Here is a 26197-nt window from a genome sequence, read left to right as displayed (position 1 = left end):
TCGTTCTCCGTTTGGTTTAGCCAGCCACGTTGCGGAATGGATCGAGGCCCATGTCGATGAGCCGCCGTTCACGCACGACGACTTCCGCTGCCGCGGTCATGCCGTAGCGCAGCGGATATCGCGTGCCGCCAATCTGGTAGTAGTCGCGATCCAGCGTGACGCGACCTTCGTACACGGGCTGTTTCGTCGCCGGGCTCGGTTTGGCAGCGGGCGAGATGAACGCGAGCGTGCCGTCGATCACGCCATAGCGCTGATAAGGGAATGCATTGAACTTGATCTTGACGCGCTGCCCTTCTCTCAGGAACGCGCGATCATGCTCTGCAATTTCAATCTTCAAAACAGGACGGGCATTGGCGGGCGCTATGCCGCCAAGCGGCGTATTAGCCTGAACCTTGTCGCTGGGCTGCGTGGAAGTCACATCCGTGACGACGCCCGACACCGGGGCCAGGATCAACAAAAAATTGTCCTTGTCGATGTTCTCAAAGCGAATGCGCGCCGCGGCGTCCGCGACGAGCCGCGCCGTCTGCAATTGAAGACGCAACTTGTCTTCCGTGCTTGCGACTTCCCGCATCGCCGCCTCGTATTGCAGCCTGAGATTCGTCGATTCCTGACCGCTCGTTTCGAGTTGCGCCTTGGCCTGAGTGAATTCATGACTCAAACGGAAGTCCAGTTCCGCGAGCTTCGCCTGCTCGACGCGATAGGCCCCGTCCGCTTCGAGGTAGATATTGCGTTTGGCATCGACCTGCGATTCGGACACGCCGCCGCCGCCCGGCAACGCGAACAGGCGCGTGAAACGATCGAGTTCGTTCTTCGCGGCATCGCGTGCGCGCCGGGCGTTCTCGAGTGTGCTGCGCAGCTCCTGCAGTTGCGCCTTCTGCCCTTCCGCGAGCTTGCTGGTGCCCTCGGTCACGCGCTGTTGATGCTGATGCTCTTCCACTTCCATCTGATTCCTGAGCGCCACGATCCTGCGTTCCATGAGCAGCTTCTTTTCCGGAAACTGCTTCCATTCACGCTCGGCATCGTCGAGCTTGAGTTGCGCTTCGAGCGCGTTCGTGGCCGCTTCGATCGCGCCGCGCGCGTTGAGACGAGCGACGACATCGTCCTTGCGCACGGGTTGCCCTTCGGCAATGTACAAGTCGGCGAGTTCGCCATCGATCGGCGCATAAAAGCGGCGCACTTCCGACTCCGGCGCGAGCGTGCCTTGCGCCGTCACCATCACATCGGCATGACCGACGAAGGACCACACGAGCGCAGCAGCCACGAGCAATACCATCGCGTAGATGAGCGCCCGCGTCAGCTTGAGCGGTTCGGCCGTGAGAATGGCGACGCCCTCCGCGCCGTGATCCTCCAGCGCCTCGGAGAACGGCTTAAGGGGCGCGTCGCGCTTCATCGCCTTCTCCTTTGAGCAACGCGAGCTTGCTTTGCAGCAAAGCCGGTTCGAGCACCATACGGAGGTCCTGCAGCGAACGCCGTTGCAGATCCACTTCGTTGTCGATATCGCCTTTGAGGGCGGTCCATTTATCAGGATCGCCGTTGACCTGTTTCAGGATTCGCATGCCACGCGCGGCTGTGTCTTGCGCATTTAACAAGAGGCGCGCCTGCGTGCGGAATGTGTCGGATACGCCCGATTCAAGCCGCTGTGATCCGCCAATGCCGCCGTTGGTCCGATAGTGTGTCCATAATCCTTGCGCCTGATTCATCAACGATTGCGCGCGGGACGCTGCCTTGCTCTTCAGCGCAGCAATCTCAGGTGCGACTGCTTTCGCGAAATATGCATCACTCTGTGCATCCAAAGTTTCGTTGAAAGAGAGCACTGAATCTTCGTACTGTTTCGAGCCGCGCGCTTTTTGCAAGTCAGCGAACTGCGCGGCGACCGATTGCTTATGCGCGATTTCCTTTTGAACGATTGGCGTCCACGTTCCTTGCCGAAGCTTTTGTAAAGCATCGATGGCGCGTGCGCTATTTCCGTTTGCCCATGCGGCCGACACCGCCGCGTATTGCGCCAGCACATCCGCCGGTGGCAACTGGCTCGCGCTGATTTGCGCGAAGCGCGTCTGGAACGGCGGCGTCGAGAAATTCGCTTTGCTCAAGGCCGCAACCACTGGCGCAAGGCTTGGCTCGCTCATTGCGCGCTTGAGGCTCGCGTAGGCGCTCGCATCGGCGCGAACGCGATCGAGGCCGCTTAGGCGTGGATACTTCTCCGCGTATTCCTTGAGAGTCGCGTCGATGGCATCGGGATCGTCATCAGCGAGACTCTTGACGATGCTCGCATTTAGCCGGTCGATGGCCGCCAGATAAGCTGAATCGTCGCTTTGCAGCTTTCGCAAGTGACTCAACGCGAGCGCATACGGATCGCGAAACTCGGGCACGTATCCCGCAATGCGATCGAGATCGCGTTGATGACCCGCCGCGTCCGCTTCCCAATGCTTAAGAATCTCTGCGATGCTTGCTTCATCCACGTACATGCGAATGGGCGCATCGGGTCCGCCGCGCCCGATGACGAAGCGCTCGAGCCTGCCTATCCAGCCGAGCTCATCGAGCATCGAACGCACGTCCGGATTGTGCGCGCCCAGCGTTTGTATCTGCGCAAGGATGACATCCGCATCGGCGTATTTGCCTGCACGCAACGCGTCCAGCCAGCGCGGCACGCCAGACTTCAGCACGGCCTCGGTGTTCATCGCCGTGAAGCGTGCGTCATCGGGATGCCCTTTCAGATATCCGTCGCTGAAGGCGGCGGCTTGCGCATAGTCGCCACTTGCCATCAGCGACTTTGCCCGACGTTCCGACGACCCTCCATAAATGAGCGCAATTCCGGCCGCGATCAATGCGACGACGATGGACGCAACGACGATGCGTGTGCGTCTGGCGGCGCGCGGGTCGTCGGGGGCGAACGCCTTGCGCAATTCCGCCATAAAAAGCGCGACTTTAGTGTGCCTGCCCGAATGTTTGACAGAGTGCGCGTCTTTCGTGGCGGCGTGTGCGTCCTCGTTGACTTCGTCATCGGCGGGAGCGGCTTGGTCGATGCAGAAGATATCGAGGAACGAGTGCGCCGAGCCGACGAACGTCGTCTTGTCGTTGTCCTGCTCGGCCTCGGCTTTTGCGGCCGCGGATGGCCGAACCATTTCGGTGAGCGTCGATTCGCTCTCGTCGCCATGAAGATGAACGCGATAAGCGAAGTGCGTGCCGCCGAATGCGACCGTGTCGCCGTTCTTCAACTCGACCGCGTGATCGGCGATTCGCTGTCCATTGACGAACGTGCCATTCGTGCTGCCGAGGTCTTCGACGAAAGGCGCACCGCCTTTGACGAACAAATGCGCGTGGCGGCGCGATACGTAGTTCACCTGATGCGGATATGCGTCGCGATACCGCGCGAACGTTTCATCGCTCTTGCTGAACAGAAACGGAAACCGCACGACTTCGATGGGCAGCAGCCCGCGATCGTCGTGTTGCGGCACGAGCGTGATGCCGAGCGGCTTGGGAACGCGCGTGCGGCGTTTGCGCGGCACGAACTGCACGCGATACGCGAGCCGGTTGCCAAAGGCGATTTCGTCGCCATTTCGCAGTCGCACGGGCACGTCGCGAACGGGCGTGCCATTCACCGACGTGCCGTTTTTGCTCGCGAGGTCCGCAATATAGGCGTCGCCGTGTTCAATGAAAATGCGCGCATGCCGGCGTGACAGTTGCGCGACAGTGTCGGGCGGACTCTCGTCGAAAGGCGGCTCCGCGCGGCCAATCGCGAAGAGATTTTCATCGATGCGTATTTCACTGAGCGAATTGCCCGGATTGCCGCGCGACATGGGCGTGAGAAGGACGTCGAACGCCTCGCCCACGCTTGGCTGCTGTTCCGCTATCGGATCGCCTGGGGCCATGTTCACGTCGCAAGGTTCGTCCAGCCGCCCTCGGTGCAAAGCGCATGCGGCGGCTGTCTTGAGTTTAAGTCACGCATCGTCGTAGTCAATTGGCAGCGCTTTGCACATCGACTGCGGGCCATCCGCCGCCGAGCGCCTTGTATAACGTCACCGTGTCCGAGAGCATCTGTTGATGATTCGCGAGCAGCGCAAGCTGCGCGGCCAAAAGCGTACGCTCGGTCTCGAATACCTGAAGTTGTGAAATCACGCCTTCCTTGAGTTGCGCATCGATTTGCGCCGCCACGATGGTCAGATGCGCGACTTCCTGCTGCAACTCGCCGCGCTGCTTCGTGTGCGCATCCAGATTGACGAGCGCATTCTCGACTTCTTCAAAAGCGCCCATTACCGTGCTTCGATATTGCTGTTCGACGACGGTCGTTTGCGCCTGCGTTGTCTTCACGTGAGCACGCACGCTCGGGTCGAGTATCGGAATGTTGATGCTGGGTAGAAAGCTGAACGTGAAGGACTTCAATAAGTCCGTTAGTGCGAAGCTCGCCGTTCCGCCGCGCCCGGTGAGACTGATGGTCGGCAGTTGCGCGAGCTTCGCCTGGCCGACTAGATCGTACGATTCGAGCACGCGGTATTCAGCGGCGATCAAATCAGGCCGGCGCGATAACAATTGCGACGGCAAGCCAGACGGCACAGGCGGAATCTGGACGCGCTTTTGCAGTTGACCATCGGGGACCTTGAACTCGCCTGCCGGAACGCCGGTAAGCGTTGCCAGCGCGTTGTTCGCAAGATCGCGCGAGCGGCGTAAATCGAGCAACTCCCGCGTCAGGCGGTTGAGCTCTGCTCGCTGTGTGAGCACCTGCGTATGAGGCACGAGGCCATTCTTCTCCATCCCTTCGAAGATCGTCAGGATCTGCTGATTCGTCGCGATGGTCTGCTTCTGCTGGTCGATCTGATCATCGAACTGAAGAATCTGGAAATAGGTCGTGGATACGCTTGCCACGAGTTGCAGATAGCCCGCGCGCCAGTCGGCCTCGGTCGCGTGGAACTCGGCTTTCTGCGCCTGTACGCCTTTTTCCACCGCGCCCCAGATATCGATGTCCCAGTTGACCTGCGTGCCGAGGTTGTATTGCTTCGAGAACGGCTGACCCGTGGTCTTCTCGAAGCTCACGCCCGCGCCGACATCCATCGTCGGCAGCGCACCCGCTCGCGCCTCGCCGATCTGCGCGCCTGCAACTCGTATGCGCGCGGCCAGCACCTTGATATCGAAGTTGCCTTGGATCGCCTTGTCGACGAGCGCATCGAGATAGGGATCGCGAAACTGCTTCCACCAGTCGGGCTGGATAGTGTCGGCGGCGGCGACCTTCGGGGCATCGAAGGTCGTAAAGGCGGTTTTCTCAGGCGTATCGGGACGCTTGTAAACCGGCACTTTCACGTCGATACACCCCGCCAGCAGCACGGACGCGCATACACTCGCACATCCGATGGTCCGGCACAACGATGACAACAGAGCTGGCACGATCGACTCCGGCGCTCACGTTGATGATGGGAATTCGCGCGCCAGTGACGCAGCGCGGTCACGATGCGGATCGCTCGCCGTCCCGGGAACGACGAGCGATCCACGCCGCCGTTCAAGGCGGTTCATGCGACGGAGTTCCCCGTACTCCGCTTACCGAGGCCGCGTCGCTGCGCGGCCTTCTTCTTCCGGCACGATCACAGCACGTACGGCCCGTAGACGTTGATACTGCTGTCGTTGTGCGCTTTTTGCTGCGGCTCGACTTTCGACTTGATGTCATGCGCGAATGCGTCGTTCACGCCGTTGACGTTGAACGTCTTCTGCGCCTGATTGGCAAGCTGTTGCGTGTTCGCGCTGAGGCTATAGCTCGAGCTGTAGCTCGGGAAGTACAGGCCCATGCCGCCGTGCACGGCGGACATTTCGGCGCCGTTCATTTCGGCGTGGTGGACGAGATCGTGGATGCTCAATGTGGACATGATTTCAGGCTCCTGGCTAGGCGTAGGCGGGTATGGAAAGCACGCGCGTCGTTCAGCGGACCATGAAGCCCGAACCGATGTTGATGTTGCTGGTGTTATGCGCTTCCTGCTTCGGCTTCACATTCGACGTGATGTCCTCGCCGAACGCGACGTTCACGCCGTTATGGTTTTCAGTGCTCTGCTTCTGGTCGATGAGTTGTTGTGTGTTGAAAGTCAGGTCGTACTTCGACACATAGCCGGGAAAGTAAAACGAACTGCCGCCGCGCACGGCCGACATCGCACGGCGGTCGAGTTGTTCGGTGACGGGAAGGTCCAGGATGGTCAGCGTCGTCATGGTGGTTCTCCTTGGGTGCGCATCGCGCGTTTGGGTGGATTCGAGCATCTGTCTGCTCGGGCCACTTAAACGCATGAGGTATGCCATGTTTCGCGCTTTTGGCCGTCTTTCCTTGCTGCACAAGCATGAGAGCGATTCGACAGGTGTTTCGCTTAATACCGCACTGACGTCTCACCACCAACACTTCGCAGTCCAACTGTTTCTTAATCACAGACAGGGTTCACTTCACGTAGATGGTGATCTTCTTTGAGTAGATCGGCGGGTTGTGCGGAATATGGCGGTCATCGCCCATGAGAAGCTGAAGCGTGTGCTTGCCCGGAGCAAGCTCGATCATCGCTTCGGTTTCTCCTGCTCCGTAATGCAGATGATTGCGGTCCGACGGAATTTCATGATCGAGTGGCGGCAAGTCCGTATCGACCAAAAGATGGTGATGGCCCGTGTTCGGAAACTTGACGCCGCGCGGCGCGACACCCATGAAGCGCAAGCCGAACCACACGCGAAAAGGCTTTCCGGCAGGCATCGTCTCTCCGTTGTTCGGATAGCCGATATACGCATAAGCGTTTGCGGGCGCGGGCGTCGGCCCGCCTTGCGCGAAGCTCAGAGCGAACGGCGCCGCGAGCAGCGCGACGAGCAGAAGCGAACGGGAGCGCGCAAGCGCGCCAGCCTTATGCAGTTTCATGTCGTTAGCCCTCGGCGTTACGCGTTACGCCCGCCTCACGTCACCGTGATCGTGATCTTCTTCGAATAAACGGGCGGGTCGTGCGGTACGTGGTTGTAATCGCCCATCAGCAATTGCAGCGTATGTTTTCCGGGCGGCAATTCGACGCGCGCATCGGTTTCGCCTGCGCCGTAGTGCAGATGATTTCTGTCGGACGGAATCTCCTGATCGAGCGGCGGCAAATCCGTATCGATCAGCAGATGATGGTGGCCGACGTTCGGCATGTCGATGCCCTTCGGACAGACGCCCATGTTGCGCAAGCCCATGCGCACCCATAGCTTGCCGCCGCTGATTACAGCGCCGTCGGACGGCCAGATGACGTAGGCTTCCGCATTCGCCGGCGCGGGCGTGCGGCCACGCCCCGCCGAGAAAGACCTATCGGCGGCCAGGGCGGCAAGCGAAGCCAGTGCGCCCAGCACGGTTCTTCTCAGCATGTCGTGGATGCCTCTTCATAAAGCAGCAGGAGATCCGGCAGTCGCGCGTTTTCGCGCTGAGACGCACGTCCGTGCTCGACATGCCGCGTGGAGTTCGCTTCCAGATTAGGACGTAACGTTTTAAAAAGATACGTGCGTCGGAAGGGATGCGTATGCCGCATTCGCATACCTTCTTTTGGGGGATTAGACGCCGAAAGACAGCGTGCTATCGTTGTTGGGTAGGTCAGCGCAATACGTTGCAAGGTGTTCGCTGCGCTTGCCGTTCACTCCAGCCGGACGTAAAGAATATGAAGATGTGGCGAATTCTATTCATCGCAGGCATGTTCATGATCGGCGTGGCGTTCGCCCGGTCTCCGTCGCCACCCTCTCCGCCTGCCGTGCGTAACCTCGCGATTGTCATCGGCAATGCTGATTATGCGGAACATGCGTTGCCGGGTGCGCAACATGATGCCGGGGATGTGAGCGCCGCACTCTCGTCGCTGGGCTTTGACGTGACGCAGCTGAGGGACGCCGACGCAGACGCAATGCAGCATGCAATCGATGCATTCATGGATCGTCTCGGCCCCCGCGATAACGCGCTTGTTTATTTCGCCGGCCACGGCATTCAGGCTGGCGGCGACGCAATGCTGCTGCCGATCGACGTTCACGAGAATGCGCCGCTTCAACTGATGACAAAAGGCGTTGCGGTGCGAGATCTAATCGCGAGACTCGCGCATCGAAGGCCGCTCGCGAAGAACATCGTCGTGCTCGATATGTGCCTCAATGACCCCTTCGGCAAAACGCCCCCACGCACGCTGCATTTGCCGCCGCGTACGCTCGTCGCGTTTGCAGCATCGCCGGATACATTGGCATCCGAAAGCGAACATAACGGCGTGTTCACCGCAGCGATTCTGCGGCAACTGCGCGGACAACGGCATCTATCGCCCGCATTGTTCGATGCTGCCGCACTCGACGTCGCTCGCCAGTCGCATGGCGGTCAGCAACCGTGGATCGCATCGACTTTACGCAACGAGGTCTCGCTCGGGCGGCAAGTATCCATCATGCAAATGACGGCCGCCGACGAAACACCGGTGCGCACGCGCGGCATTCTTCCGAAGGACAGCAACGAGCAATATGAGTTGACCTTCTGGGATTCGATCAAGGACAGCACGTATCCCAGCGATTACGAGGCCTATCTGAAGGCGTATCCGAACGGGCGCTTTGCGGCGCTTGCGAAGGCGCGCATCGACCGGTTGCGTGCGAGCGCAACGGCGAAGCCCGCTGTGCCGCCGCCCGGCAAGCCTGCCTCTCCCGCAGTAACGGCAGACAAGCCACGTCAGGATGCCGCCGCCTCTGCAGCGGTCGCGACAAAGCCCGCCACCAACGCGAACACGACCGTCAAGGCCGCCGCCAGCGAAATCAAGGACTGCGCTGCGTGTCCGCTGCTGATCGCGATCACGCCCGGCAGCTTCACGATGGGCAGCAATAACGACGATCCCGCCGAGAAGCCGCCGCATCACGTGACGATTGCGCGGCCCTTTGCTATCGGCAAATACGAAGTGACGGTCGAACAATGGAACGCCTGTGCGGATGCGGGCGCATGCACGCGCATCGCACCGGACAGCAGCGCCGCCGCGCCGGTCGCCAATTCGCCGATGCGCAATGTCAGTTGGGACGACGCCCAGGTCTATGTGAAGTGGCTGAGCAAGGTGGGCGGCAAGCCGTATCGCCTGCCAACGGAAGCCGAATGGGAATATGCCACGCGCGGCGGGACGCAGAGCACTTACTGGTGGGGCGAGCAGATGAAAAAAGGCACCGCCGATTGCAAGGATTGCGGCGAGCCGTATCGCGCCGACGCGCCGACGCCGGCCGGCTCGTTCGCCGCCAATCCATTCGGTCTATACGACACGAACGGCAGCGTATGGGAATGGGTCGCCGATTGCTGGCATAGCTCGTACAAGAACGCCCCCGCCGATGGCCGTGCATGGGACGACCCTTCCTGCTCCGTGCGCGTGATTCGCGGCGGATCGTGGCGCGAAGGAGCGGCCTATATGCAATCGGCGACGCGCTTCAAATACAGCGCAAGCGTGCGCCAGTCGCAGAACGGCTTCCGCGTAGCACGCGATGCGCAGTGAAGTCACTCATCGTACGGATGACTTAACAATGATCTGCGCTTGCGTATCCCGCTCTATTTTCTTGAAAGCGGGTAACGCCGCCTGAAAATCGTCGGGCGAGCAGACCTGCTTGCCAAAGCGCGCATCGAGTGTGCGCGACACCTGAACCACGTTCGTCGACGCATCGAACACATAGCGCGAACGATACTGAAAGAATTCACTCGTCACGTCGACATCGTCGGGGACTTCCACGACTTGCATCGCCCTGGGAAGCGCAATCTGCGCGACTTCGTCGTAAGCGCCGCCGACGCACAAGTACGGCTGCGTGCGCGTGCGTTCGGCAAGCCAGTTGCGCGTTTGCGTCGCAATGCCGCCTGACAGGCTCGTCAGGGCGGGCAGCGCGGTCGTGCCCGTCGGCCATACGATTTCGTCGAGCGTGCCGCGCAGCGTCGTCGCGAACGGGCCGCTGGTGGCGTCGACATCGCTCGTGGTGAGCGCGCCCGCACCGCGCAAGTTCGTGTATCGCAAGCGGTCTGCCGCAATCTGGTCGCGCCGCTGGCTGCTCGCAAGCCGAAGATTCATCCGCTCGATTTCAGCGCTCCATCCCGCATCCTCGACCCAGTAGGCGAAGTTCGCGACGCCCTCCGGCGCGACATCGATCTGCAGCCGCGCCGTGCGAGAAAGCGGCTGCGTCGGTGGCGTGCGCGACAGCACGCCCGATTCGACGAGCACCGTCGGCCTGTCCATATCGGCAAGCGGCAGGAAACCGAACTCGACGCTCGACGCCGTGCTGTCCGCATACATGCCGAGATCGTGCAGATACGTGATGACGTGATTGATCGCGCCCGCTCCGTAACCCGGCACCGATGGCAGCGCATACACCGAGCCGAGCCCGATCAGCGCGGCTTCGTTGCGCACGCCGACGGCATCGAGCAACGCACCGTACAGCGCCACATGGTCCTTGCAATCGCCATAACGGTTCGCGAGCACTTCCGTCACGCGATGCGGCGCCGCCGGGCTCTGGCCGATGAACATCGCCACGTAGCGGATATTGCGGCGCACCCAGTCGTACAGCGTTTTGGCCTTCGCGCGGGCATCGGCGTCGCTGGCGGTCAGCGATAAGGCGAGCGCGCGTATCGCCGGATCGGTTGCGGTGGCGTCGACGGCCGGCCCGCGATAGCTCGCCGCAAAGGCCGCGTAGTCCGCGAACGTGGAGACCATCAGCCGGTCGCCGTACTGCGCATAGCCGACGGAGCCGCTCTCGATGCGCGCCACGCGCTCGCGGCGATAACCGAACGCATAGCGCGTGCGGCCGTTCGCGGTCACGGGCGGATCGGCGGCAAAGCCGCGAGCATCGGCGTAAAGCGGTTTGGCCGCCGGAAGATCGAACACCAGGCGCTGGTCCAGCACGGGCCGCTGCCCCGGCTCGACGAAATAGTTGAACTGTCCGGGGATGACCGGGCTGGCCTGGCTCTTTCGGAAATGCAGATGCACCGTCGAGCCGACGCCTACCGCCGGAAAAATCACCGCGCGCAGTTTCGCGTCCTGAAACGTCGGCGCGCCCGCCGAACGCGGTTCCTGAATGTCGCGGATCTGATCGGGCGATACATCGTGACGCGCGCCGTTCGCATCGACGGAATACGCCTCGACGATCTCCACCTTCGACACGCTGCGGTCGTACCAGACATATCGCTGGGCGATTTCGTCGATGCCCGCCGGCGTGTTCGCGCGCAGCACGGTTTCGTCGTCCTCGGTGACGGAGCCGTCTTCCGCGACGATGAACTCGTGAACGTCGCTCACGATGGTCGAAGGATCGTCGCCGCCCTGCGCGACGGGAGGCGCGGCGAACGCGGGCAGTGCGGCCATCAGCAACGCCAGTGCATGCGGGAAGCGCTTCATGGCGGATCGACGAAAGGAACGGTGCGAGCGTCCATCGTACAGGAGCCGAACCGGTCGCGACAATTTGTATCACGTTGCGATATAATTTCACGCTTTGGCGAGCACCGTCCGGGCTCGCCGTCCAAATTCGACACCTTCAATCTCACGATCAAGCAACGTGACGCGCCCCGTCTTGCTCCGCTGGTTACACGGCTTTCTTCCCGCTCCGGTCACGCTCCGATGGACCGAGCGCCTGCGCGCCGGCGTCGGCGCGCTTATCGGCATTGCGCTGACGGGCGGCATCGCGCATCTGCTGGTCGGCGATGCATCGGCGATTCCGTTCCTCATCGCGCCGATGGGTGCCTCCGCCGTGCTGCTGTTCGCGGTGCCGGCGAGCCCGCTCGCGCAGCCGTGGCCGATCATCGGCGGCAATCTCGTCTCGGCGATCGTCGGCGTGACGTGCGCCGCATTGATCCACGATCCCGTCGATGCCGCCGCCCTCGCCATCGCGCTCGCGATCTGCGCGATGTTCGCGCTGCGCTGCGTGCATCCGCCCTCGGGCGCGGTCGCGTTGACGGCGGTGCTCGGCGGGCCGTCGATCCACGCGCTCGGCTACGGTTTCGTGCTGGCGCCGGTCGCGATTCAATCGTTCGCGCTGCTGTGCTCGGCGATCGTGTTTCATGCGCTGACGGGCCACCGCTATCCGCACGTCGCGCAAGCCGCGCCGAAATCGCCCGATGCGGCGTCGTTCCTGCGCGCCGATCTCGAAGCCGTGCTCGCGCGCCGCAGCGAAATGCTCGACATCGATCCTGACGATCTCGAAGCGCTGCTGCGGGAAACGCAGTTGCAGGCGTACGCGCGCCGCTTCACCGAGTTTTCCTGCGCGGACATCATGTCCCGCGCGGTCGTCGCCGTATCGCCGGAAACGAGTGCGCAGGAGGCGCTTGCACTGCTCGCCAGGCATCGCGTGAAGGCGCTTCCCGTGATCGATGCGACGCGCCGCGTGATCGGCATCGTGACGCGCGCCGATCTCGCACCGGCGCACCGTGCGACGCCGCGCCATCCGTTCAGACGCGCCGTCGAGCGGTTGATGCGCGGGCCATCGGCGACGCCGCCGCGCATCGCGTCGCTGATGACCACCGACGTGTGCACCGTGAGCGCGCGCACCGCCATCGCCGACCTGGTGCCGATGTTCGCGGACTTCGGCCATCACCACATTCCGGTCGTCGATGGCGACGAACGGCTGCTCGGCATGATCACCGAAACCGACCTTATTTCCGGGCTGTATCGCCAGAGCTTTGCGGGCGAACGCCGGAGCGCCTGATGCAACGATGAAACCGCCCCGCACCCTCGCCAAGCCCGACTTCGAGCAGCTATCCGAGTTCCGCTATCAGATGCGGCGATTCGAACGATTCTCCGAGCGCGCGGCGCAGGAGGAAGGCATCACGCCGCTGCAATATCTGCTGCTCCTGCATATCAAGGGCTATCCCGGCCGCGCCTGGGCGACGGTCGGCGAGCTGGCCGAGCGGCTGCAATCGCAGCATCACGGCGTGGTGGCGCTGGTCACGCGCTGCGAGGCGCTCGGGCTCGTGCGGCGCGAACCGAGCGCGGAAGACCGGCGGCAGGTGCAGGTGCATCTGGAGCCACGCGGCGAGCAAGTGCTCGCGCGGCTGGCGGCGCTGCATCGCGCGGAGCTGAAGTCGCTGGAAGGCGCGTTTCGCGTGCCGCAGATCGACCTCTGAGTTATCCGCAGTTTTCTGGTTCGGGAGCGAAGGCATGAATCATCACAAACGCGACTTCTCCGTCAACGACAGGCTGCTGCGCATCTGCGGACTCGCGGCGATCATCGGCGGCATCAGCACGCTCGCGGCGGTCGTGCTGCTCGCGCTCATCCACCTGTTCACCAACCTGTTCTTCTTCGGAACGTTGTCCATCGCGGACCGCTCGCCCGCGCTGAACACGCTGGGCGCGTGGGTCATCGTGATTCCGGTGATCGGCGGGCTGATCGTCGGCATGATGGCGCGCTTCGGCTCCGAAAAAATTCGCGGACACGGCATTCCCGAGGCAATCGAGGCGATTCTCTTCGGCAAAAGCCGCATGTCGCCGAAAGTGGCGGTGCTCAAGCCGCTGTCGTCGGGGATCGTCATTGGCAGCGGCGGACCGTTCGGCGCGGAAGGGCCGATCATCATGACGGGCGGCGCGCTCGGCTCGCTGATTGCGCAATGCATCGACGTGACCGCCGCGGAGCGCAAGACGCTGCTCGTCGCGGGCGCGGCGGCCGGCATGACGGCGGTGTTCGGCACGCCGGTCGCGGCGGTGCTGCTGGCCGTCGAACTGCTGCTGTTCGAATGGCGGCCGCGCAGTTTTCTGCCCGTCGCGCTGGCGTGCGCGGTGGCGGGCTTCGCGCGCGCGATGGTGTTCGGCACCGGCGCCCTCTTTCCGATGCAGACCGAACCGCCGCAGATGCTGTCGCTCTTGTCCTGCCTCGTCGCGGGATTGCTGTCGGGCGCGCTCGCGTCGGGATTGTCCGCGGCGCTCTACAAGCTCGAGGATGCGTTCGGCAAACTGCCGCTGCACTGGATGTGGTGGCCGGCGATCGGCGGACTGGTCGTCGGGATTGGCGGATTCATCGAACCGCGCGCCCTCGGCGTCGGCTATGACGTGATCGGCGATCTGCTGCATCAGCACATTGCGATTCAGGTCGCGCTCGCGATTCTCGCCGTGAAGGCGGTGATCTGGGTCGTCGCGCTGGCGTCCGGCACATCGGGCGGCGTGCTCGCGCCGCTCCTGATGCTCGGCGCGGGACTCGGCACCGTGCTCGGCGCGGTCCTGCCCGGCCACGACGCCGCGCTATGGCCGCTCGTCTGCATGGCCGCGACGCTCGCCGCCACGCTGGGCGCGCCGCTGACCGCCATCGTCTTCGCGTTCGGCCTCACGCACGACAGCAACGCGCTCCTGCCGCTGCTCACGGCGACGCTCGCCGCGCACGGCTTTGCGACGGTCGTCATGCGGCGTTCGATCATGACGGAGAAAATCGCGCGGCGCGGCTATCACATCTATCGCGAATATGGCGTCGATCCGCTGGAGCGTCATCACGTCGATGAAGTCATGACGCGCGATGTCCACACCATCGACGCCGCCACGCGGATCGACGACGTGCTCGCGCAGCACTTCGGGCCGCAGCAGGCGCACCGGGCGTATCCGGTCGCGCGCGACGGCGCGCTCGTCGGCGTGCTGGATCGCGCGGCCCTGCTCGATGCGTCCGGTGCGGCGACCGCCGGCGAAGTGCTGTCGCGCCGCGCGGATGCGCCGCCGGTCGTCGCGCTACCCGGCGAACCGTGCCGCCTCGCCGCGACGCGTCTCGCCGTGCATGAACTAGAGCGCCTGCCGGTTGTGACGGACACGGCGTCGATGCGGCTCGTGGGCATCGTGTCGCGTAGCGATCTGGTGAAGCCGGCGCGCGCGCACTTCGACGAGGAGCATCGGCGGGAACGGTTCAGGACGTTTCGACGCGCTCAGGCGCTGAAGAAGTCCTAGGCGCGCTTTTCCGCGGCGAGTTGCGCGAGTTCCGCGGACATGTCGGCGAGCGGAACCGACCAGTCGCCGAGACGTTCCTGACGATAGAGCCGCATCGACGCATACCACGGCGTATAACGCCGGCAGTCGTACCAGCGGTGGTCGCATGCCTGCGAGAGCAGCACCCATACCGGACGATTCAGCGCGCCCGCGAGATGCGCGGCGCCGGTATCGATCGAGATGAAGAGATCGAGTTGCTCGTACGCGCGGCCGGTGTCGCCGAAGTTGTGCAAGTACGGCCCGAGATCGACGACGTCGTGTGCCTGCATCAGCGCGCGCTCGTCATCGCTCAGGTCGCCGACTTGCAGCGAATAGAAGCGGCAATCTGGATTGCCCAGCACTCCGGCGAGTTGCGCCAGTTGCATCGAGCGATACGGCTCGTGGCGCGCGCCGCTCGTGCTGCGCCACACCAGCCCGACTTTCAGGCGCGACGATTCCTCGGCTAGCAGCGCGGCGGCTTCGGGCGGCAAGGACCGAACGGCGTCGAGCGAAATGAGCGCAGCGGGGTTTTCTTGCGGAAAGTACGGCGAAGACTGATAGCGCGCCCACAGGTGGAACGGGCTGGCGACGCGGTCGCATCGCTGTGCTTCGTCCGTGCGCGCCTCGGCAGTCATCCGGGCGACGCGCAAGCCCGGACGCGGACGAATGACATCGGCCCAGAAGTCGAACGCTTCGAGCTTCACTTCTCGCGCGCCTTCGCGGAACAGAGCGTCGATGTATCGGGAGAAGAGGACCATATCGCCGAAACCGCCTTCCCCCAGAAGCAGAATCGATTTGCCGGCGACCGGCTCGTCGATGCCGAGCATCTTGGGTTTCAGCAACTCCACCCAGGTCTGATTGCCGCTGAAAAGCGTGGCGAGGAGCGACTCGGCGCGCGGCAGATCGCGGTTGATGCGGTGCAGTGCAAGCGCTTCGTGATATTTGCCCTGCGCGTACAACGACATGTACAGTTCTTCGGTGATCGTATAGCGGACGAAATCGCTCAACGAACCGAGCAAGCCGCGCCGGATGCATTTCTCCGCTTCGGCGTGCATGCCGAGAAAATTCAGATCGACGCCCAGTTGACCCGGCCAGATGCCGCCCTGATTCGGCGAATTGACAATTTCCCGTAGCATCGTTTGCGCTTCCGCTGCGCGGCCCGCGAGGCGCAAGACGCGAACATTGTCGATGGTGGTGGGCAGCGTTGAATTCATTTCAGGCGTTCCGGCCGAGGCGATGGCCGATATGTTAGTTCGACGTATCGGCCCGAATGCAACAAAACGTGAAAAGGGTCGGCGATAGTGACTACACGTCCGGCGTTGTTGATTTGGTCGCTGCGCGGTTCAAGCGGTATTCAAAAGGGCTGACTTTGCGTTGCATCACTGAAACTGTTTCGCTTGCGCGCATTAACGGCTCTCGGTTCAATCGGTTTTCCTTCAATTAGCTTGATGCGATTGCTCGAATCTCTATACGACCGAAAGGAAAATTACAGAGAAGCGCTCGAGAACTCATGTCGCACTGTCTCGCCGCTTCGTTGTAGGTATCATCGCGGTCATCGTCAGATAAACGGTGACGCAACTTGCTCGATAACCATTGAGGCCGGCCGTGTTACAGTCCCGCCCCGCCAGCGACTAGCAGCACCGATTCATGATGGAATACCTGCGTCAACGCGCGCCCATTATCGCGGGCACAGCAGCCCTCTTTCTCGTCACGCTCGTCGCGAACGAACTGCTCTTTCCTTCTTCGGAATATGTGCGAGGCGCAAACTGGATTTATCTGCCCGCAGGCATGCAGCTTTTATGCACACTGCTTTTCGGTGAAGCGGGTGCAATCGGCATGTTATGCGCCGCGTGGATCAGTTGCATCTTTCTTTATTTCCCGAACGATCCGGTGCGCTCGCTCATGTACGGCACCATCTCGGCGCTCGCCCCTTACCTGATCTACCTCTTCGCAACGCGCGTGCTCGGCTTGCGTACGTCGCCATCGAATCTCACCGCTCGCAGGCTGCTTTTCCTTATCGTGCTCTATGCAATTGCGAGTCCATTGCTGCATCAGTTGTGGCTGGCGATGCAAGGTGAAATCGCCGGGGCGGGCAAGCGCTTCGTCGTGATGGTCGTCGGTGATTTATCCGGCAGTCTGATCGTCATCTATACGATCAAGGTGACCTTGTGGCTGATGGTCAGGCTTGCACCCTTGCGCCGCCGCCCGGGCGATTACTGACCGCATGAAGCCGCAAGACACCAAGCGAGCATGCAAAAAAGACGCCGCCTCGCTCGAAGCGAGGCGGCGTCCAGTTCACCACGTTCTCTCTGTTCTCTCAGGTCCTCGCGTAGACGATCATGTGTGCACATCATCGCCAGACGGATCAACGCATGATAACAGTTGCTTATCAGTTTGATAAGTTATTTTGTGCCGGGGCGCGAACGAGTATGATGAGCCGCACCCGCAAAGCAACGAAACGCAGCGCCTAAGGAAGTGCAAGATCATGGCGAATAAACACCTTGTCGACGCCTATTTCCGATTCCTGAACCTCGCGCAGGCGGTGCAGGCCTTGCCGTCCGTACCGAAGCTGGATGCCGCCGAAGAACGGCTGCTCGAAGCGCTCACCGCTGCGTGGCACGCGGGCCGCGCGCTGACCGTGACCGAGACGATGGCGCTCTCGACGGCGGGCGCGCCCGCCACCGTGCATCGCAAGCTCACGCGGCTGAAGGAGCAAGGCCTCGTCACGCTGGACGAAACGGCCGCTGACCTGCGCACCAAGTCCGTCGTGCCGACGCGCAAGGCGCTCGCGTACTTCGAGCAGCTTGCCGCTTGTCTGGAAGAAGCCAAGAAGAAGTAGCGCGCCCGGTCCGGCGTGGCAGGTTATGCTGAGGTTCGACCGCGAACGAACCTGACGCCATGAGCCGCGCCGCGAAACCGACCGCTTGCAACCGAACCCAGGCCGCCCGGCGCGGCTTTCTGCGCACCGCGACCGGCGCGGCGCTCTATGCGCAATTGCCCCGCCTGTCGCCGGCGGCGTCCGCCGAACTCTCGCCCATGCACAAGCGCCCGATTCCATCGACGGGCGAAGCGTTGCCGATCGTCGGATGCGGCACCTGGCGCACGTTCGACGTCGGCGACGATCCCGCCCGCCGCGCCGAACTCGCCGCCGTGTTGCGCGTGCTGTTCGCGGCTGGCGGTTCGGTCATCGATTCCTCGCCGATGTACGGCACTTCCGAAGCCGTCGCCGGCGCGCTGCTCACGGAGCTTTACGCGCGCGACAAGGCGTTCATCGCAACGAAAGTCTGGACGGAGGGCCGCGAGGAAGGCATCGCGCAGATGCGGCAATCGATGCAACGCCTCGCCGCCCCGCGCATCGACCTGATGCAGATTCATAACCTGCTCGACTGGCGCACGCAGCTTGCCACGCTGCGTGACTGGAAGGCGGCGGGACACATCCGTTATATCGGCGTGACGCATTACACGTCGAGTGCCTTTCCGCAGGTCGAAGCGGTATTGCGCTCCGAGCGCGTCGACTTCGTGCAGATCAATTACGCCGCCAACGACCGCGACGCCGAAGCGCGGCTCCTGCCGCTGGCGGCGGAACGCGGCGTCGCAGTCATCGTGAATCAGCCGTTCGGCGGCGGCTCGCTGCTGTCGAGCTTGCGCGGCCGCCCCTTGCCGCCTTTCGCGGCGGAACTCGGCTGCACGAGCTGGGCACAGCTTCTGCTGAAATTCGTGCTGGGCCATCCGGCCGTCACGTGCGTGATTCCGGGCACGGGACGGCGGGAATACATGATCGACAACGTGCACGCGGGCATCGGCGTCTATCCGGATGCGGGGCTGCGCGAGCGCATCGCGCAAGCGGTAGCGTGAACGAACGCACGCATGACGGGAGACATACGATGAGCGATCCGTTCAACCTGCAACGCTTCGTCGATGCACAAGCCAGCGTCATCGACGACGTGCGCGCCGAACTCCAGGCCGGCCGCAAACGCACGCACTGGATGTGGTTCGTGTTTCCGCAGATCGCGGGGCTCGGGCATAGCCAGATGGCGCAGCATTACGCGATACAGTCGTGCGCGGAAGCCGAGGCCTATCTCGCGCATCCGGTGCTGGGCGCGCGCCTCGTCGAGCTGACTGGCATCGTCAATGGCGTGCGGGACCGCAGCGTCGACCAGATTTTTGGCTATCCCGACGACATGAAGTTTCATTCGTCGATGACGCTCTTTGCCCACTGCGCGCCCGACCCCGCCCCGTTCGAAGAAGCCCTAAAGCGATACTTCGGCGGCCGCCCGGACGACGCGACGCTCGCGCGGTTGCGTTGACGGGCACGGCCGTTGCACTGGCTGCAGCGTCACGATCATTCTGGGAAAACGTCATGAGTCACAGCCTGAAGCTGCACGATCACGTAAGCTGGAACACGCCACAGGGCGAAACGACCGGCCGCATCGTGCGCGTAATTTCCGAGCGCACCAAGGTCGACGGCCACACGGTCAACGCATCGCACGACGATCCGCACTACGAAGTGGAAAGCGACAAAAGCGGCAAACACGCGGTGCACAAGGGCGATGCGCTGAAGCGAATCTCGCACTGAGCCTCGCCGCCGCGCCCGGTGCGGTGCGGTGCGTCACATTTCCTGCAAAAGCCACGGTAAACGGTCACACTGCTACCGCGCTACAGGCTTGCTCATCGGTGAAGCGTGGGCGAGCACCGGGCGCGTCAAGTCGAGAACCGTCTGCCAAATCTTTTGAGGAACAACAGATGAACTTGAAACTCGTGGCATCGCTCGTCGCATCGTCGGCCATTGGCCTCGTTTCCACACCCTCCTTGGCTCAAGTTGCAGGCGCACAGCCGCTCGGCGTGTCGGTCGAAGTATCGACCGCGATCATCGACGGCTGGAGCGTCAGGAAGTCCATTCTCAACAAGCCCGTTGTCAACGATCAGGGCGCGCGCGTCGGCGTGATTCACGACATCATCGTCGCGCCCGACCGTTCGGTTTCTTTCGCGATCATCGCGGCAAACCAGTTCCTCGGCGTGTCGCGCCACGATGTCGCGATTCCGATCGAGCAACTCGACTTCAAGAACGGCAAGCTCGTGCTCGCGGGCGCGACGAAGGACGCCATCAAGGCGCTGCCGGAATTTGAGTACACGAAGGTCAAGGCAGCGCCGGTCCCGCGCGCGCAATTCGAGCATCATTGATACGCACGCGATGTGTGCGGGCAGCGGCGCGGGTCGCCGCTGCTTTTGCATCGCCGTCCTTCAATCGCCAACCGGAATCCGTTCATGTTCAACGCACTCTTGCTCGACAAACAGGAAGATCGCACGGTCGCGTCCATTCAGTCGATCGACGAATCGCGGCTGGGTACGGGCGACGTGCTCGTGCGCGTCGAGTATTCGACGCTCAATTACAAGGACGCGCTCGCGATCACCGGCCAAGCGCCGGTCGTTCGCACCTTTCCGATGGTGCCGGGCATCGACTTCGCGGGCATCGTCGAGGAAAGCACGCACGCGGACTACCAGCCGGGCGACGCGGTCGTGCTGAACGGCTGGGGCGCGGGCGAAACGCATTGGGGCGGGCTCGCGCAGAAGGCGCGCGTGCCGGGCGATCATCTGATCCCGCTGCCCGCCGGCATCACGACGCAACAGGCGATGGCCGTGGGCACGGCCGGCTATACGGCGATGTTGTGCGTGCAGGCGCTGGAGAAGTACGGCGTCGCGCAGGATGGCGACGTGCTCGTGACGGGCGCAAACGGCGGCGTCGGCAGCTTCGCGGTGGCGATTCTGGCGAAGCGCGGGTATCGCGTGATCGCGTCGACGGGACGGCCGGAGGAAGCCGTGCGGCTGCGTGAACTCGGCGCGGCGGAAATCATCGACCGGACGACGCTCTCCAAGCCAGGGAAGCCGCTGCAGAAGGAGCGTTTCGCGGCAGCGGTCGATTGCGTCGGCAGTCACACGCTGGCGAACGTGTGCGCGAGCTTGCGTTATGGCGGCGCGGTTGCCGCGTGCGGACTTGCGCAAGGGATGGATTTTCCGGCGACGGTCGCGCCTTTCATTCTTCGTGGCGTCGCGCTGCTGGGAGTGGATAGCGTTTATGTGCCGCGTGCACGGCGCATGGCGGCCTGGGATGCGATTGCGAATGAGTTGCCGGTGGCGGTGATCGAAGGCGTCGCTGCGACGATCGGGCTTTCTCAGGCTGTGGAAGTCGCTGGACAGTTGTTGCGCGGGGAGATCAAGGGGCGCGTCGTCGTAGACGTGAATCGTTGATCGGTTTCGGGCTTCCAGCAATGCGGCGCGGAGGAACGGTCAGAGGTCTCGTGTGCGGAGGGTTTCAGCTTATGTCAGCGGACCTGCCACAGATCTTTTGTCCCGAGGCCGCTTAAATGATCTCAGCTTATGGCGTTGGTAAATCGCTCGTCAAACAGAATGGCGAACTGATGACGGCTTGCCGCCCGCTGACAGGCTCGCTTCGGGAAAATTGCGCTGCCAACGAGCCTGTTCGCGTAGCTGCCCGTTCTCAAAACACGGCGCGGACGAAAATCATCCGCGCCGTGTCTCGCAGGCCGTTCCCGCGCACCCTCACACCACGAACACCTTCACCACCTCGTTCAGCTTGCGCCCCTGATCCTCCAGCGCCTGCGAGGCCGCCGCCGCCTCTTCCACCAGGGCCGCGTTTTGCTGCGTCACCTCGTCCATCTGGGTGATCGCCTGATTGATCTGCTCGATGCCGCGCCCCTGCTCCGCCGACGCCGCCGCGATCTCCTCCATGATGTCCGTCACGCGTGCGATTGCCTTCGTGACTTCGCTCATCGTGTTGCCCGCTTCGCCCGCCAGCGTCGATCCGCCGCGCACCTGATCCACCGAGTTCGCGATCAGTTCGCGAATTTCCTTCGCCGCCGTCGATGAACGCTGCGCCAGACTGCGCACCTCGCTCGCAACGACCGCAAAGCCGCGTCCCTGTTCGCCCGCCCGCGCCGCTTCCACCGCCGCGTTGAGCGCCAGAATGTTCGTCTGGAACGCGATGCCCTCGATCATTCCCGTGATCTCCGCGATCTTCGTCGAGCTGGCGCTGATGCCCTGCATCGTCGATACCACGCGGTCCACGACATCGCTGCCCTTTCTCGCCACCTCCGACGCATTCGATGCCAGCGCGCTCGCCTGCTGCGCGTTCTCGGCGTTCTGACGCACCGTCGACGTCAGTTCCTCCATGCTCGCCGCCGTCTGCTCGAGCGACGCGGCCTGCTCTTCCGTGCGCTGGCTCAGGTTCGTATTGCCGCTCGCCAGTTCCTTCGCCGCGCCGCCGACCGCACCGCTGCTTTCGCGCACGCGACCGACGGTCTCGGTCAGGCGCGCGTTCATCTCGGCCAGCGCACGCAACAGGTCGCCGGTTTCGTCCTTCCTGCGCGCATCGATGCGGCTGCGCAAATCGCCGCGCGCCACCGTCTGCGCGATATCGACGGCAACGCCGATCGGCGCCGTGATCGAACGCGTAATCGCCATTCCCGCGAGCACCGCAAACAGCGCGCCGAGCGTGCAGAGCGCGATCAGCATGTTGCGCTGGGTCCGAAAGTTCGCCTCGTATGCGCGGACCATCTCGTCGCGGCGGTGGTCCGTGTAGGTCAGGTAATCGTCCGTGGCCTTCACCAGTTGCGCGAGCAGCGGCCGGCAGGCTTCGTCGAGCTTGACGATGGCTTCCTCGCGATGCCCGGAGAGCGCGAGATTCGCGATGTCCGTCGCGACCGGCCCGTAGAGCGCCTCGACGCGCATCATTTCGGCGACCATACCGCGCGCCTGCTGGCTCGCGTCGGGCGCGGCCGCGATCATGTCGTCCAGTTGCTTCAGGCGCGTCTTGACGTCGTCGTGCGCCCGGAGCGCTTCGGCCTCTTCCATGTCGATATCGGCGGGCTTCGTGACGAGCACGAGATTGCGCGCCGCGATCGCGCGACGGTCGACGGCCGTGCGCACCTGGACCGCCATATTCGCCCGCGCGGTGATGCCGTGGACATAGTGCGAGAAGTCGTCGGTGGCGACGGACAGCGCGTGCAGGGACATGCCTGCGACCGCCATGACGAGGACGGCGAGCACGCCAAAGCCGGCAATCAGCTTGTTCTTGATCGTAACGTTCTGCAGATTCACTTGTGGCCTTTTCCCTGGATGGGTCGGAATGGACTGGCGCCAGTCGTCCCCGGACACGCGCAACCGCATGCGGTAACGTTTGCCTGTACGGGAACGCGGGACGCTCTTCTTTTCCCTATTACGGCGCGTTCGCGTCGCTCTTGATGCCCCACCGCGCGAAAGAACAGAATTTGTCCAACCTTCGCTTCTGCGCATCGGCGCTTCGGAGATTAGGCGATACTGAGCGACTTCCTCTTCCAGACAACAGCACATGTCCGATTTGCTCGACATCCGCACCCCGGAATTCGAAGCCGCCATCGCCACGCTTCCCCCTGCACCCGCGCTCGCCGGCGACGAAACCAATTGGGACGCCGTGCGCGGCCTGTATCGACAGTCGGATGCGCTCGTCAATCTGGAAAACGGCTACTGGGGCGCAATGACGGAGCCGGTCAAGTCGGTGTTCCATTACTGGACCGACCGCGTGAACCACGAAACGACGATGCTCGTGCGCCGGCACTGGTCCGCCATCCACGATGGCCTGCGCGAGCGCGCGGCCGCGGCGATGGGCTGCGGCGTCGACGAGATCGAGCTGACGCGCAACGCGACCGAGGCGCTGCTCGCGCTCATCAGCGGCTACAACCGCCTCGCGCCCGGCGACACGGTGCTCTATAGCGACCTCGATTACCCCTGCGGCAAGGACGCGATGGAATGGCTGCGCGAGCGGCGCGGCGTCACGCCGGTGCAGATCACGATTCCCGAACCGGGCGCGTCGCAGGACGAATTCCATCGACGCGTGATCGACACTTACGCGGCGGCGCTGCGCGCGCATCCGCGCACCCGGCTCGTGCTGCTGTCGCATGTCTGCTTTGCGACCGGGCTCGTCATGCCCGTGGCCGATATCGCGGCGATGGCGAAGAATGCGGGCGCGGACGTCATTGCGGACGCCGCGCATTCCTGGGGCATGCTCGATTTCGACGTGCCGTCGCTCGATGCGCCGTTCGTCGCGCTGAATCTGCACAAGTGGATCGGCGCGCCGCTCGGCTGTGGCGCGATGTATATCCGCCGGGGACATGTCGACGCCATCGATCCTTATCTGGGCGACCGCACCTGGCCCGCCGGCGACATCCGCGCGCGCGTGCATACCGGATCGCCGAACTTCGCGGCGTGGCTCACGCTGCCGGCGGCGCTGGAATTGCATCGGCGAATCGGCGCGCATGCGAAGGAAGCGCGTCTGCGCGCGCTGCGCGATGCGTGGGTCGAACCGGCGCGCGCGCTGCCGGGCGTGCAAATCCTGACGCCGGACGGACCGGCTATGACAGCGGGCATCAGCGCGTTCCGGCTGCACGGCCAGTCGCCAAAAGCCACGTGCGATGCGTTACGCGAGCGCTTCGGCGTGTTCACGGTGACGCGGCCGGGGCCGGATGCGGGCGAAGTCGTGCGTGTCACGCCGGCGCTGTTCACGCACGTCTCCGATGTCGAAAAACTCGTCGAAGCGCTGACCGTGCTCGCGCGCGAAGCAGGTTAGCGGACCTCTGCGGCCCGCGCGTCGAGACGCTCGATCAGTTCGCCCAGCGCCTCCGAGCAAGGCGCTTCGACCTTCAGCGCGAGCAGCGAATCGGCGCGCGTCTTGCCGATGTTGATCGCCGCGATCGGCTTGCCGCGCTTCGCCGCCCATTCGCAGAAGCGAAAGCCCGAATACACCATCAGCGACGAGCCGATGACGAGCATCGCGTCCGCCGCGTCGAGCGCGCTCGCGGCGTCGTGGACCAGTTCGCGCGGCACGCTCTCGCCGAAGAACACGACATCGGGCTTCAGCATGCCGCCGCAATGCGTGCAGCCGGGGACATCGAAGGCGGCGAAGTCGAGATCTTCGATTAGCGCGTCGCCATCCGGAACCGCGGGCGCGGTGTAGCCGACGAAATCCGGATTCGCCGCTTCGAGCCGCCGCTGCACCGCCGCGCGCTCGTGCCGCGCGCCGCACGCCATGCAGCGCACCCGGCCGATGTTGCCGTGCAGCTCGATCACGTCGGGATTGCCGGCGCGCGTGTGAAGTCCATCGACATTCTGCGTCACCAGCCGATGCACTCGCGAGCGCGCCGCGAGCGCCCGCACCGCATGATGCGCGGCGTTCGGCTGCGCGTTCGCCACCACCGGCCAGCCGATCATGCTGCGCGCCCAGTATCGCCGGCGCGCGTAGTCGGAATCGAGAAAGTCCTTGAGCATGATCGGCGCGCGGCCGGTGCGCTGGCCCTCGCGATCGCGATAACACGGAATGCCGGATTCGGTGCTGATGCCCGCACCGGAAAGCACAAAGAGCCGCGGATGGCGCTCGACGAAGTCATGAAGTGAAAGCACGTGCGGTCCCTGAGGCCGAAGTATCGTGAAAATATACGGGCAAATGCGCGGGCGCGCTCGGCGGAGGCTCGGCGTCGAAGTGGCCTTACCAATTGCATCAGGGGAATAACTGGCTTGACCAAACTCCGGCACACCGTTAGATTGATACGCTCCCCGCCCTCACACAGAAACGAGACCCACGATGCTGACCGTCATCTGCGAAACCCCCGGAACCCTGAAGGCCGAACAGCGCGACAAACCGCAGCGCGGCGAAAACGAAGTGCTGCTGCGCGTGAAGCGCGTCGGCGTGTGCGGCACGGACCTGCACATCTTCACCGGCAATCAGCCGTTCCTGTCGTATCCGCGCGTGATGGGCCACGAGTTGTCGGGCGTGATCGAGGAAGCGGATGTATCGAGCGGTCTCAAGGCGGGCGACACCGTCTATGTGATGCCCTATCTCTCGTGCGGCAAGTGCATCGCGTGCCGTCAGGGCAAGACCAATTGCTGCGTGAACATCCAGGTGCTCGGCGTGCATCGCGACGGCGCGTTCACCGAATATCTGAACCTGCCCGCGCAATTCGTCCACAAGGCGGAAGGCGTCACGCTCGATCAGGCCGCGATGATCGAATTCCTGGCGATCGGCGCGCACGCGGTGCGTCGCGCGGATGTGCAGCCGGGCCAGCGCGTGCTGGTCGTTGGCACCGGGCCGATCGGCATGGCGGCGATCACGTTTTCGCGGCTGCGGGGCGGGAACGTCACGGCGCTCGATACGCGCGAGGACCGGCTGGCGTTCTGCCGTCGCGAGCTGGGTGTCGATTCCACGGTGCAGATCGGCGAGCGCGACAAGGAAGAGCTGTCGCAACTGACGAACGGCGAGTTCTTCGATGTCGTCTTCGATGCGACCGGCA

At 63.4% G+C, this 26197-nt stretch carries 24 protein-coding genes; 13 read left to right on the top strand and 11 right to left on the bottom strand.

Features of this window, described 5'->3' with window-relative positions:
• Positions 1-16 precede the first annotated feature (16 nt).
• From BG57_RS13025 to BG57_RS12995, 7 genes are all read right to left on the bottom strand, one after another.
• On the bottom strand, positions 17-1390 hold the full coding sequence (locus tag BG57_RS13025) for a beta-barrel domain-containing protein (RefSeq protein WP_035963667.1): 1374 nt from the start codon (positions 1388-1390) through the stop codon (positions 17-19).
• Complete coding sequence (locus tag BG57_RS13020; RefSeq protein WP_035963929.1) at positions 1368-3869, bottom strand: FHA domain-containing protein; 2502 nt, start codon at positions 3867-3869, stop codon at positions 1368-1370. Before BG57_RS13020 ends, BG57_RS13025 begins: the two co-directional genes overlap by 23 nt.
• A gap of 85 nt (positions 3870-3954) precedes the next feature.
• On the bottom strand, positions 3955-5367 hold the full coding sequence (locus tag BG57_RS13015; RefSeq protein ID WP_229753877.1) for an efflux transporter outer membrane subunit: 1413 nt from the start codon (positions 5365-5367) through the stop codon (positions 3955-3957).
• A gap of 203 nt (positions 5368-5570) precedes the next feature.
• Complete coding sequence (locus tag BG57_RS13010) at positions 5571-5849, bottom strand: hypothetical protein (protein WP_052005793.1); 279 nt, start codon at positions 5847-5849, stop codon at positions 5571-5573.
• A gap of 52 nt (positions 5850-5901) precedes the next feature.
• Positions 5902-6183, bottom strand: coding sequence for a hypothetical protein (locus tag BG57_RS13005; protein WP_035963663.1), 282 nt, complete (start codon positions 6181-6183; stop codon positions 5902-5904).
• Positions 6184-6403: 220 nt separating this feature from the next.
• On the bottom strand, positions 6404-6862 hold the full coding sequence (locus BG57_RS13000) for a DUF4399 domain-containing protein (RefSeq protein ID WP_052005792.1): 459 nt from the start codon (positions 6860-6862) through the stop codon (positions 6404-6406).
• A 35-nt stretch (positions 6863-6897) separates the two neighbouring features.
• Complete coding sequence (locus BG57_RS12995; protein WP_035963661.1) at positions 6898-7335, bottom strand: DUF4399 domain-containing protein; 438 nt, start codon at positions 7333-7335, stop codon at positions 6898-6900.
• A 293-nt stretch (positions 7336-7628) separates the two neighbouring features.
• Here BG57_RS12995 and BG57_RS12990 point away from each other — a divergent pair, with 293 nt between their 5' ends.
• Entirely contained in the window at positions 7629-9449 is a 1821-nt protein-coding gene (locus BG57_RS12990; protein ID WP_052005800.1) for an SUMF1/EgtB/PvdO family nonheme iron enzyme, read from the top strand.
• A gap of 6 nt (positions 9450-9455) precedes the next feature.
• On the opposite strand, the gene BG57_RS12985 is transcribed toward BG57_RS12990, so the two are convergent.
• On the bottom strand, positions 9456-11327 hold the full coding sequence (locus tag BG57_RS12985; protein ID WP_035963657.1) for a DUF3857 domain-containing transglutaminase family protein: 1872 nt from the start codon (positions 11325-11327) through the stop codon (positions 9456-9458).
• 157 nt (positions 11328-11484) lie between these two features.
• Here BG57_RS12985 and BG57_RS12980 point away from each other — a divergent pair, with 157 nt between their 5' ends.
• Genes BG57_RS12980 through BG57_RS12970 form a run of 3 tightly spaced genes read left to right on the top strand, consistent with a single transcriptional unit; the run spans position 11485 to position 14843 of the window.
• Positions 11485-12630 (top strand): HPP family protein, encoded by a 1146-nt coding sequence (locus tag BG57_RS12980; protein ID WP_035963655.1) that lies wholly within the window; start codon positions 11485-11487, stop codon positions 12628-12630.
• A 7-nt stretch (positions 12631-12637) separates the two neighbouring features.
• Positions 12638-13048, top strand: a complete 411-nt coding sequence (locus BG57_RS12975) for a MarR family winged helix-turn-helix transcriptional regulator (protein WP_035963654.1) — start codon at positions 12638-12640, stop codon at positions 13046-13048.
• Positions 13049-13082: 34 nt separating this feature from the next.
• On the top strand, positions 13083-14843 hold the full coding sequence (locus BG57_RS12970) for a chloride channel protein (protein ID WP_035963651.1): 1761 nt from the start codon (positions 13083-13085) through the stop codon (positions 14841-14843).
• Here the strand turns inward: BG57_RS12970 and BG57_RS12965 are convergent.
• The gene (locus BG57_RS12965; RefSeq protein WP_052005791.1) at positions 14840-16075 is read right to left on the bottom strand and encodes a glycosyltransferase family 9 protein; all 1236 of its coding nucleotides are present in this window, start codon (positions 16073-16075) and stop codon (positions 14840-14842) included. The two genes, BG57_RS12970 and BG57_RS12965, sit on opposite strands and share 4 nt — an antisense overlap.
• Before the next feature lie 433 nt (positions 16076-16508).
• Here BG57_RS12965 and BG57_RS12960 point away from each other — a divergent pair, with 433 nt between their 5' ends.
• The 7 genes from BG57_RS12960 to acuI all read left to right on the top strand — a co-directional run bounded on the left by BG57_RS12960 (position 16509) and on the right by acuI (position 21107).
• Entirely contained in the window at positions 16509-17081 is a 573-nt protein-coding gene (locus BG57_RS12960; protein WP_229753865.1) for a hypothetical protein, read from the top strand.
• A 265-nt stretch (positions 17082-17346) separates the two neighbouring features.
• Positions 17347-17700, top strand: a complete 354-nt coding sequence (locus BG57_RS12955; RefSeq protein WP_035963908.1) for a hypothetical protein — start codon at positions 17347-17349, stop codon at positions 17698-17700.
• 59 nt (positions 17701-17759) lie between these two features.
• Positions 17760-18716, top strand: coding sequence for an aldo/keto reductase (locus BG57_RS12950; protein WP_052005789.1), 957 nt, complete (start codon positions 17760-17762; stop codon positions 18714-18716).
• A gap of 29 nt (positions 18717-18745) precedes the next feature.
• Positions 18746-19168, top strand: a complete 423-nt coding sequence (locus BG57_RS12945) for a DUF1810 domain-containing protein (RefSeq protein ID WP_035963902.1) — start codon at positions 18746-18748, stop codon at positions 19166-19168.
• A gap of 53 nt (positions 19169-19221) precedes the next feature.
• Positions 19222-19437, top strand: a complete 216-nt coding sequence (locus tag BG57_RS12940; RefSeq protein ID WP_035963646.1) for a hypervirulence associated TUDOR domain-containing protein — start codon at positions 19222-19224, stop codon at positions 19435-19437.
• Positions 19438-19604: 167 nt separating this feature from the next.
• A complete protein-coding gene (locus BG57_RS12935; RefSeq protein ID WP_035963645.1) occupies positions 19605-20042 on the top strand; it encodes a PRC-barrel domain-containing protein in 438 nt (145 codons plus the stop codon).
• Between the two features lie 84 nt (positions 20043-20126).
• The gene (acuI, locus tag BG57_RS12930; RefSeq protein ID WP_035963642.1) at positions 20127-21107 is read left to right on the top strand and encodes an acrylyl-CoA reductase (NADPH); all 981 of its coding nucleotides are present in this window, start codon (positions 20127-20129) and stop codon (positions 21105-21107) included.
• A gap of 312 nt (positions 21108-21419) precedes the next feature.
• On the opposite strand, the gene BG57_RS12925 is transcribed toward acuI, so the two are convergent.
• On the bottom strand, positions 21420-22976 hold the full coding sequence (locus tag BG57_RS12925) for a methyl-accepting chemotaxis protein (RefSeq protein ID WP_035963641.1): 1557 nt from the start codon (positions 22974-22976) through the stop codon (positions 21420-21422).
• A 250-nt stretch (positions 22977-23226) separates the two neighbouring features.
• On the opposite strand from BG57_RS12925, the gene BG57_RS12920 reads away from it, so the two are divergent.
• Positions 23227-24480, top strand: coding sequence for an aminotransferase class V-fold PLP-dependent enzyme (locus tag BG57_RS12920; RefSeq protein WP_035963639.1), 1254 nt, complete (start codon positions 23227-23229; stop codon positions 24478-24480).
• Here BG57_RS12920 and BG57_RS12915 read toward each other — a convergent pair.
• Positions 24477-25310 carry an NAD-dependent protein deacetylase gene (locus BG57_RS12915; protein WP_035963637.1) on the bottom strand — a complete coding sequence of 278 codons (834 nt, stop codon included), beginning with the start codon at positions 25308-25310 and terminating at the stop codon, positions 24477-24479. The two genes, BG57_RS12920 and BG57_RS12915, sit on opposite strands and share 4 nt — an antisense overlap.
• 181 nt (positions 25311-25491) lie before the next feature.
• On the opposite strand from BG57_RS12915, the gene BG57_RS12910 reads away from it, so the two are divergent.
• The coding region (locus BG57_RS12910) for an alcohol dehydrogenase catalytic domain-containing protein (protein ID WP_035963635.1) at positions 25492-26197 on the top strand (706 nt) is incomplete at its 3' end.

This window comes from Caballeronia grimmiae (assembly GCF_000698555.1).
Taxonomy (GTDB): domain Bacteria; phylum Pseudomonadota; class Gammaproteobacteria; order Burkholderiales; family Burkholderiaceae; genus Caballeronia; species Caballeronia grimmiae.
This window is presented reverse-complemented; position numbering and strand designations above follow the sequence as displayed.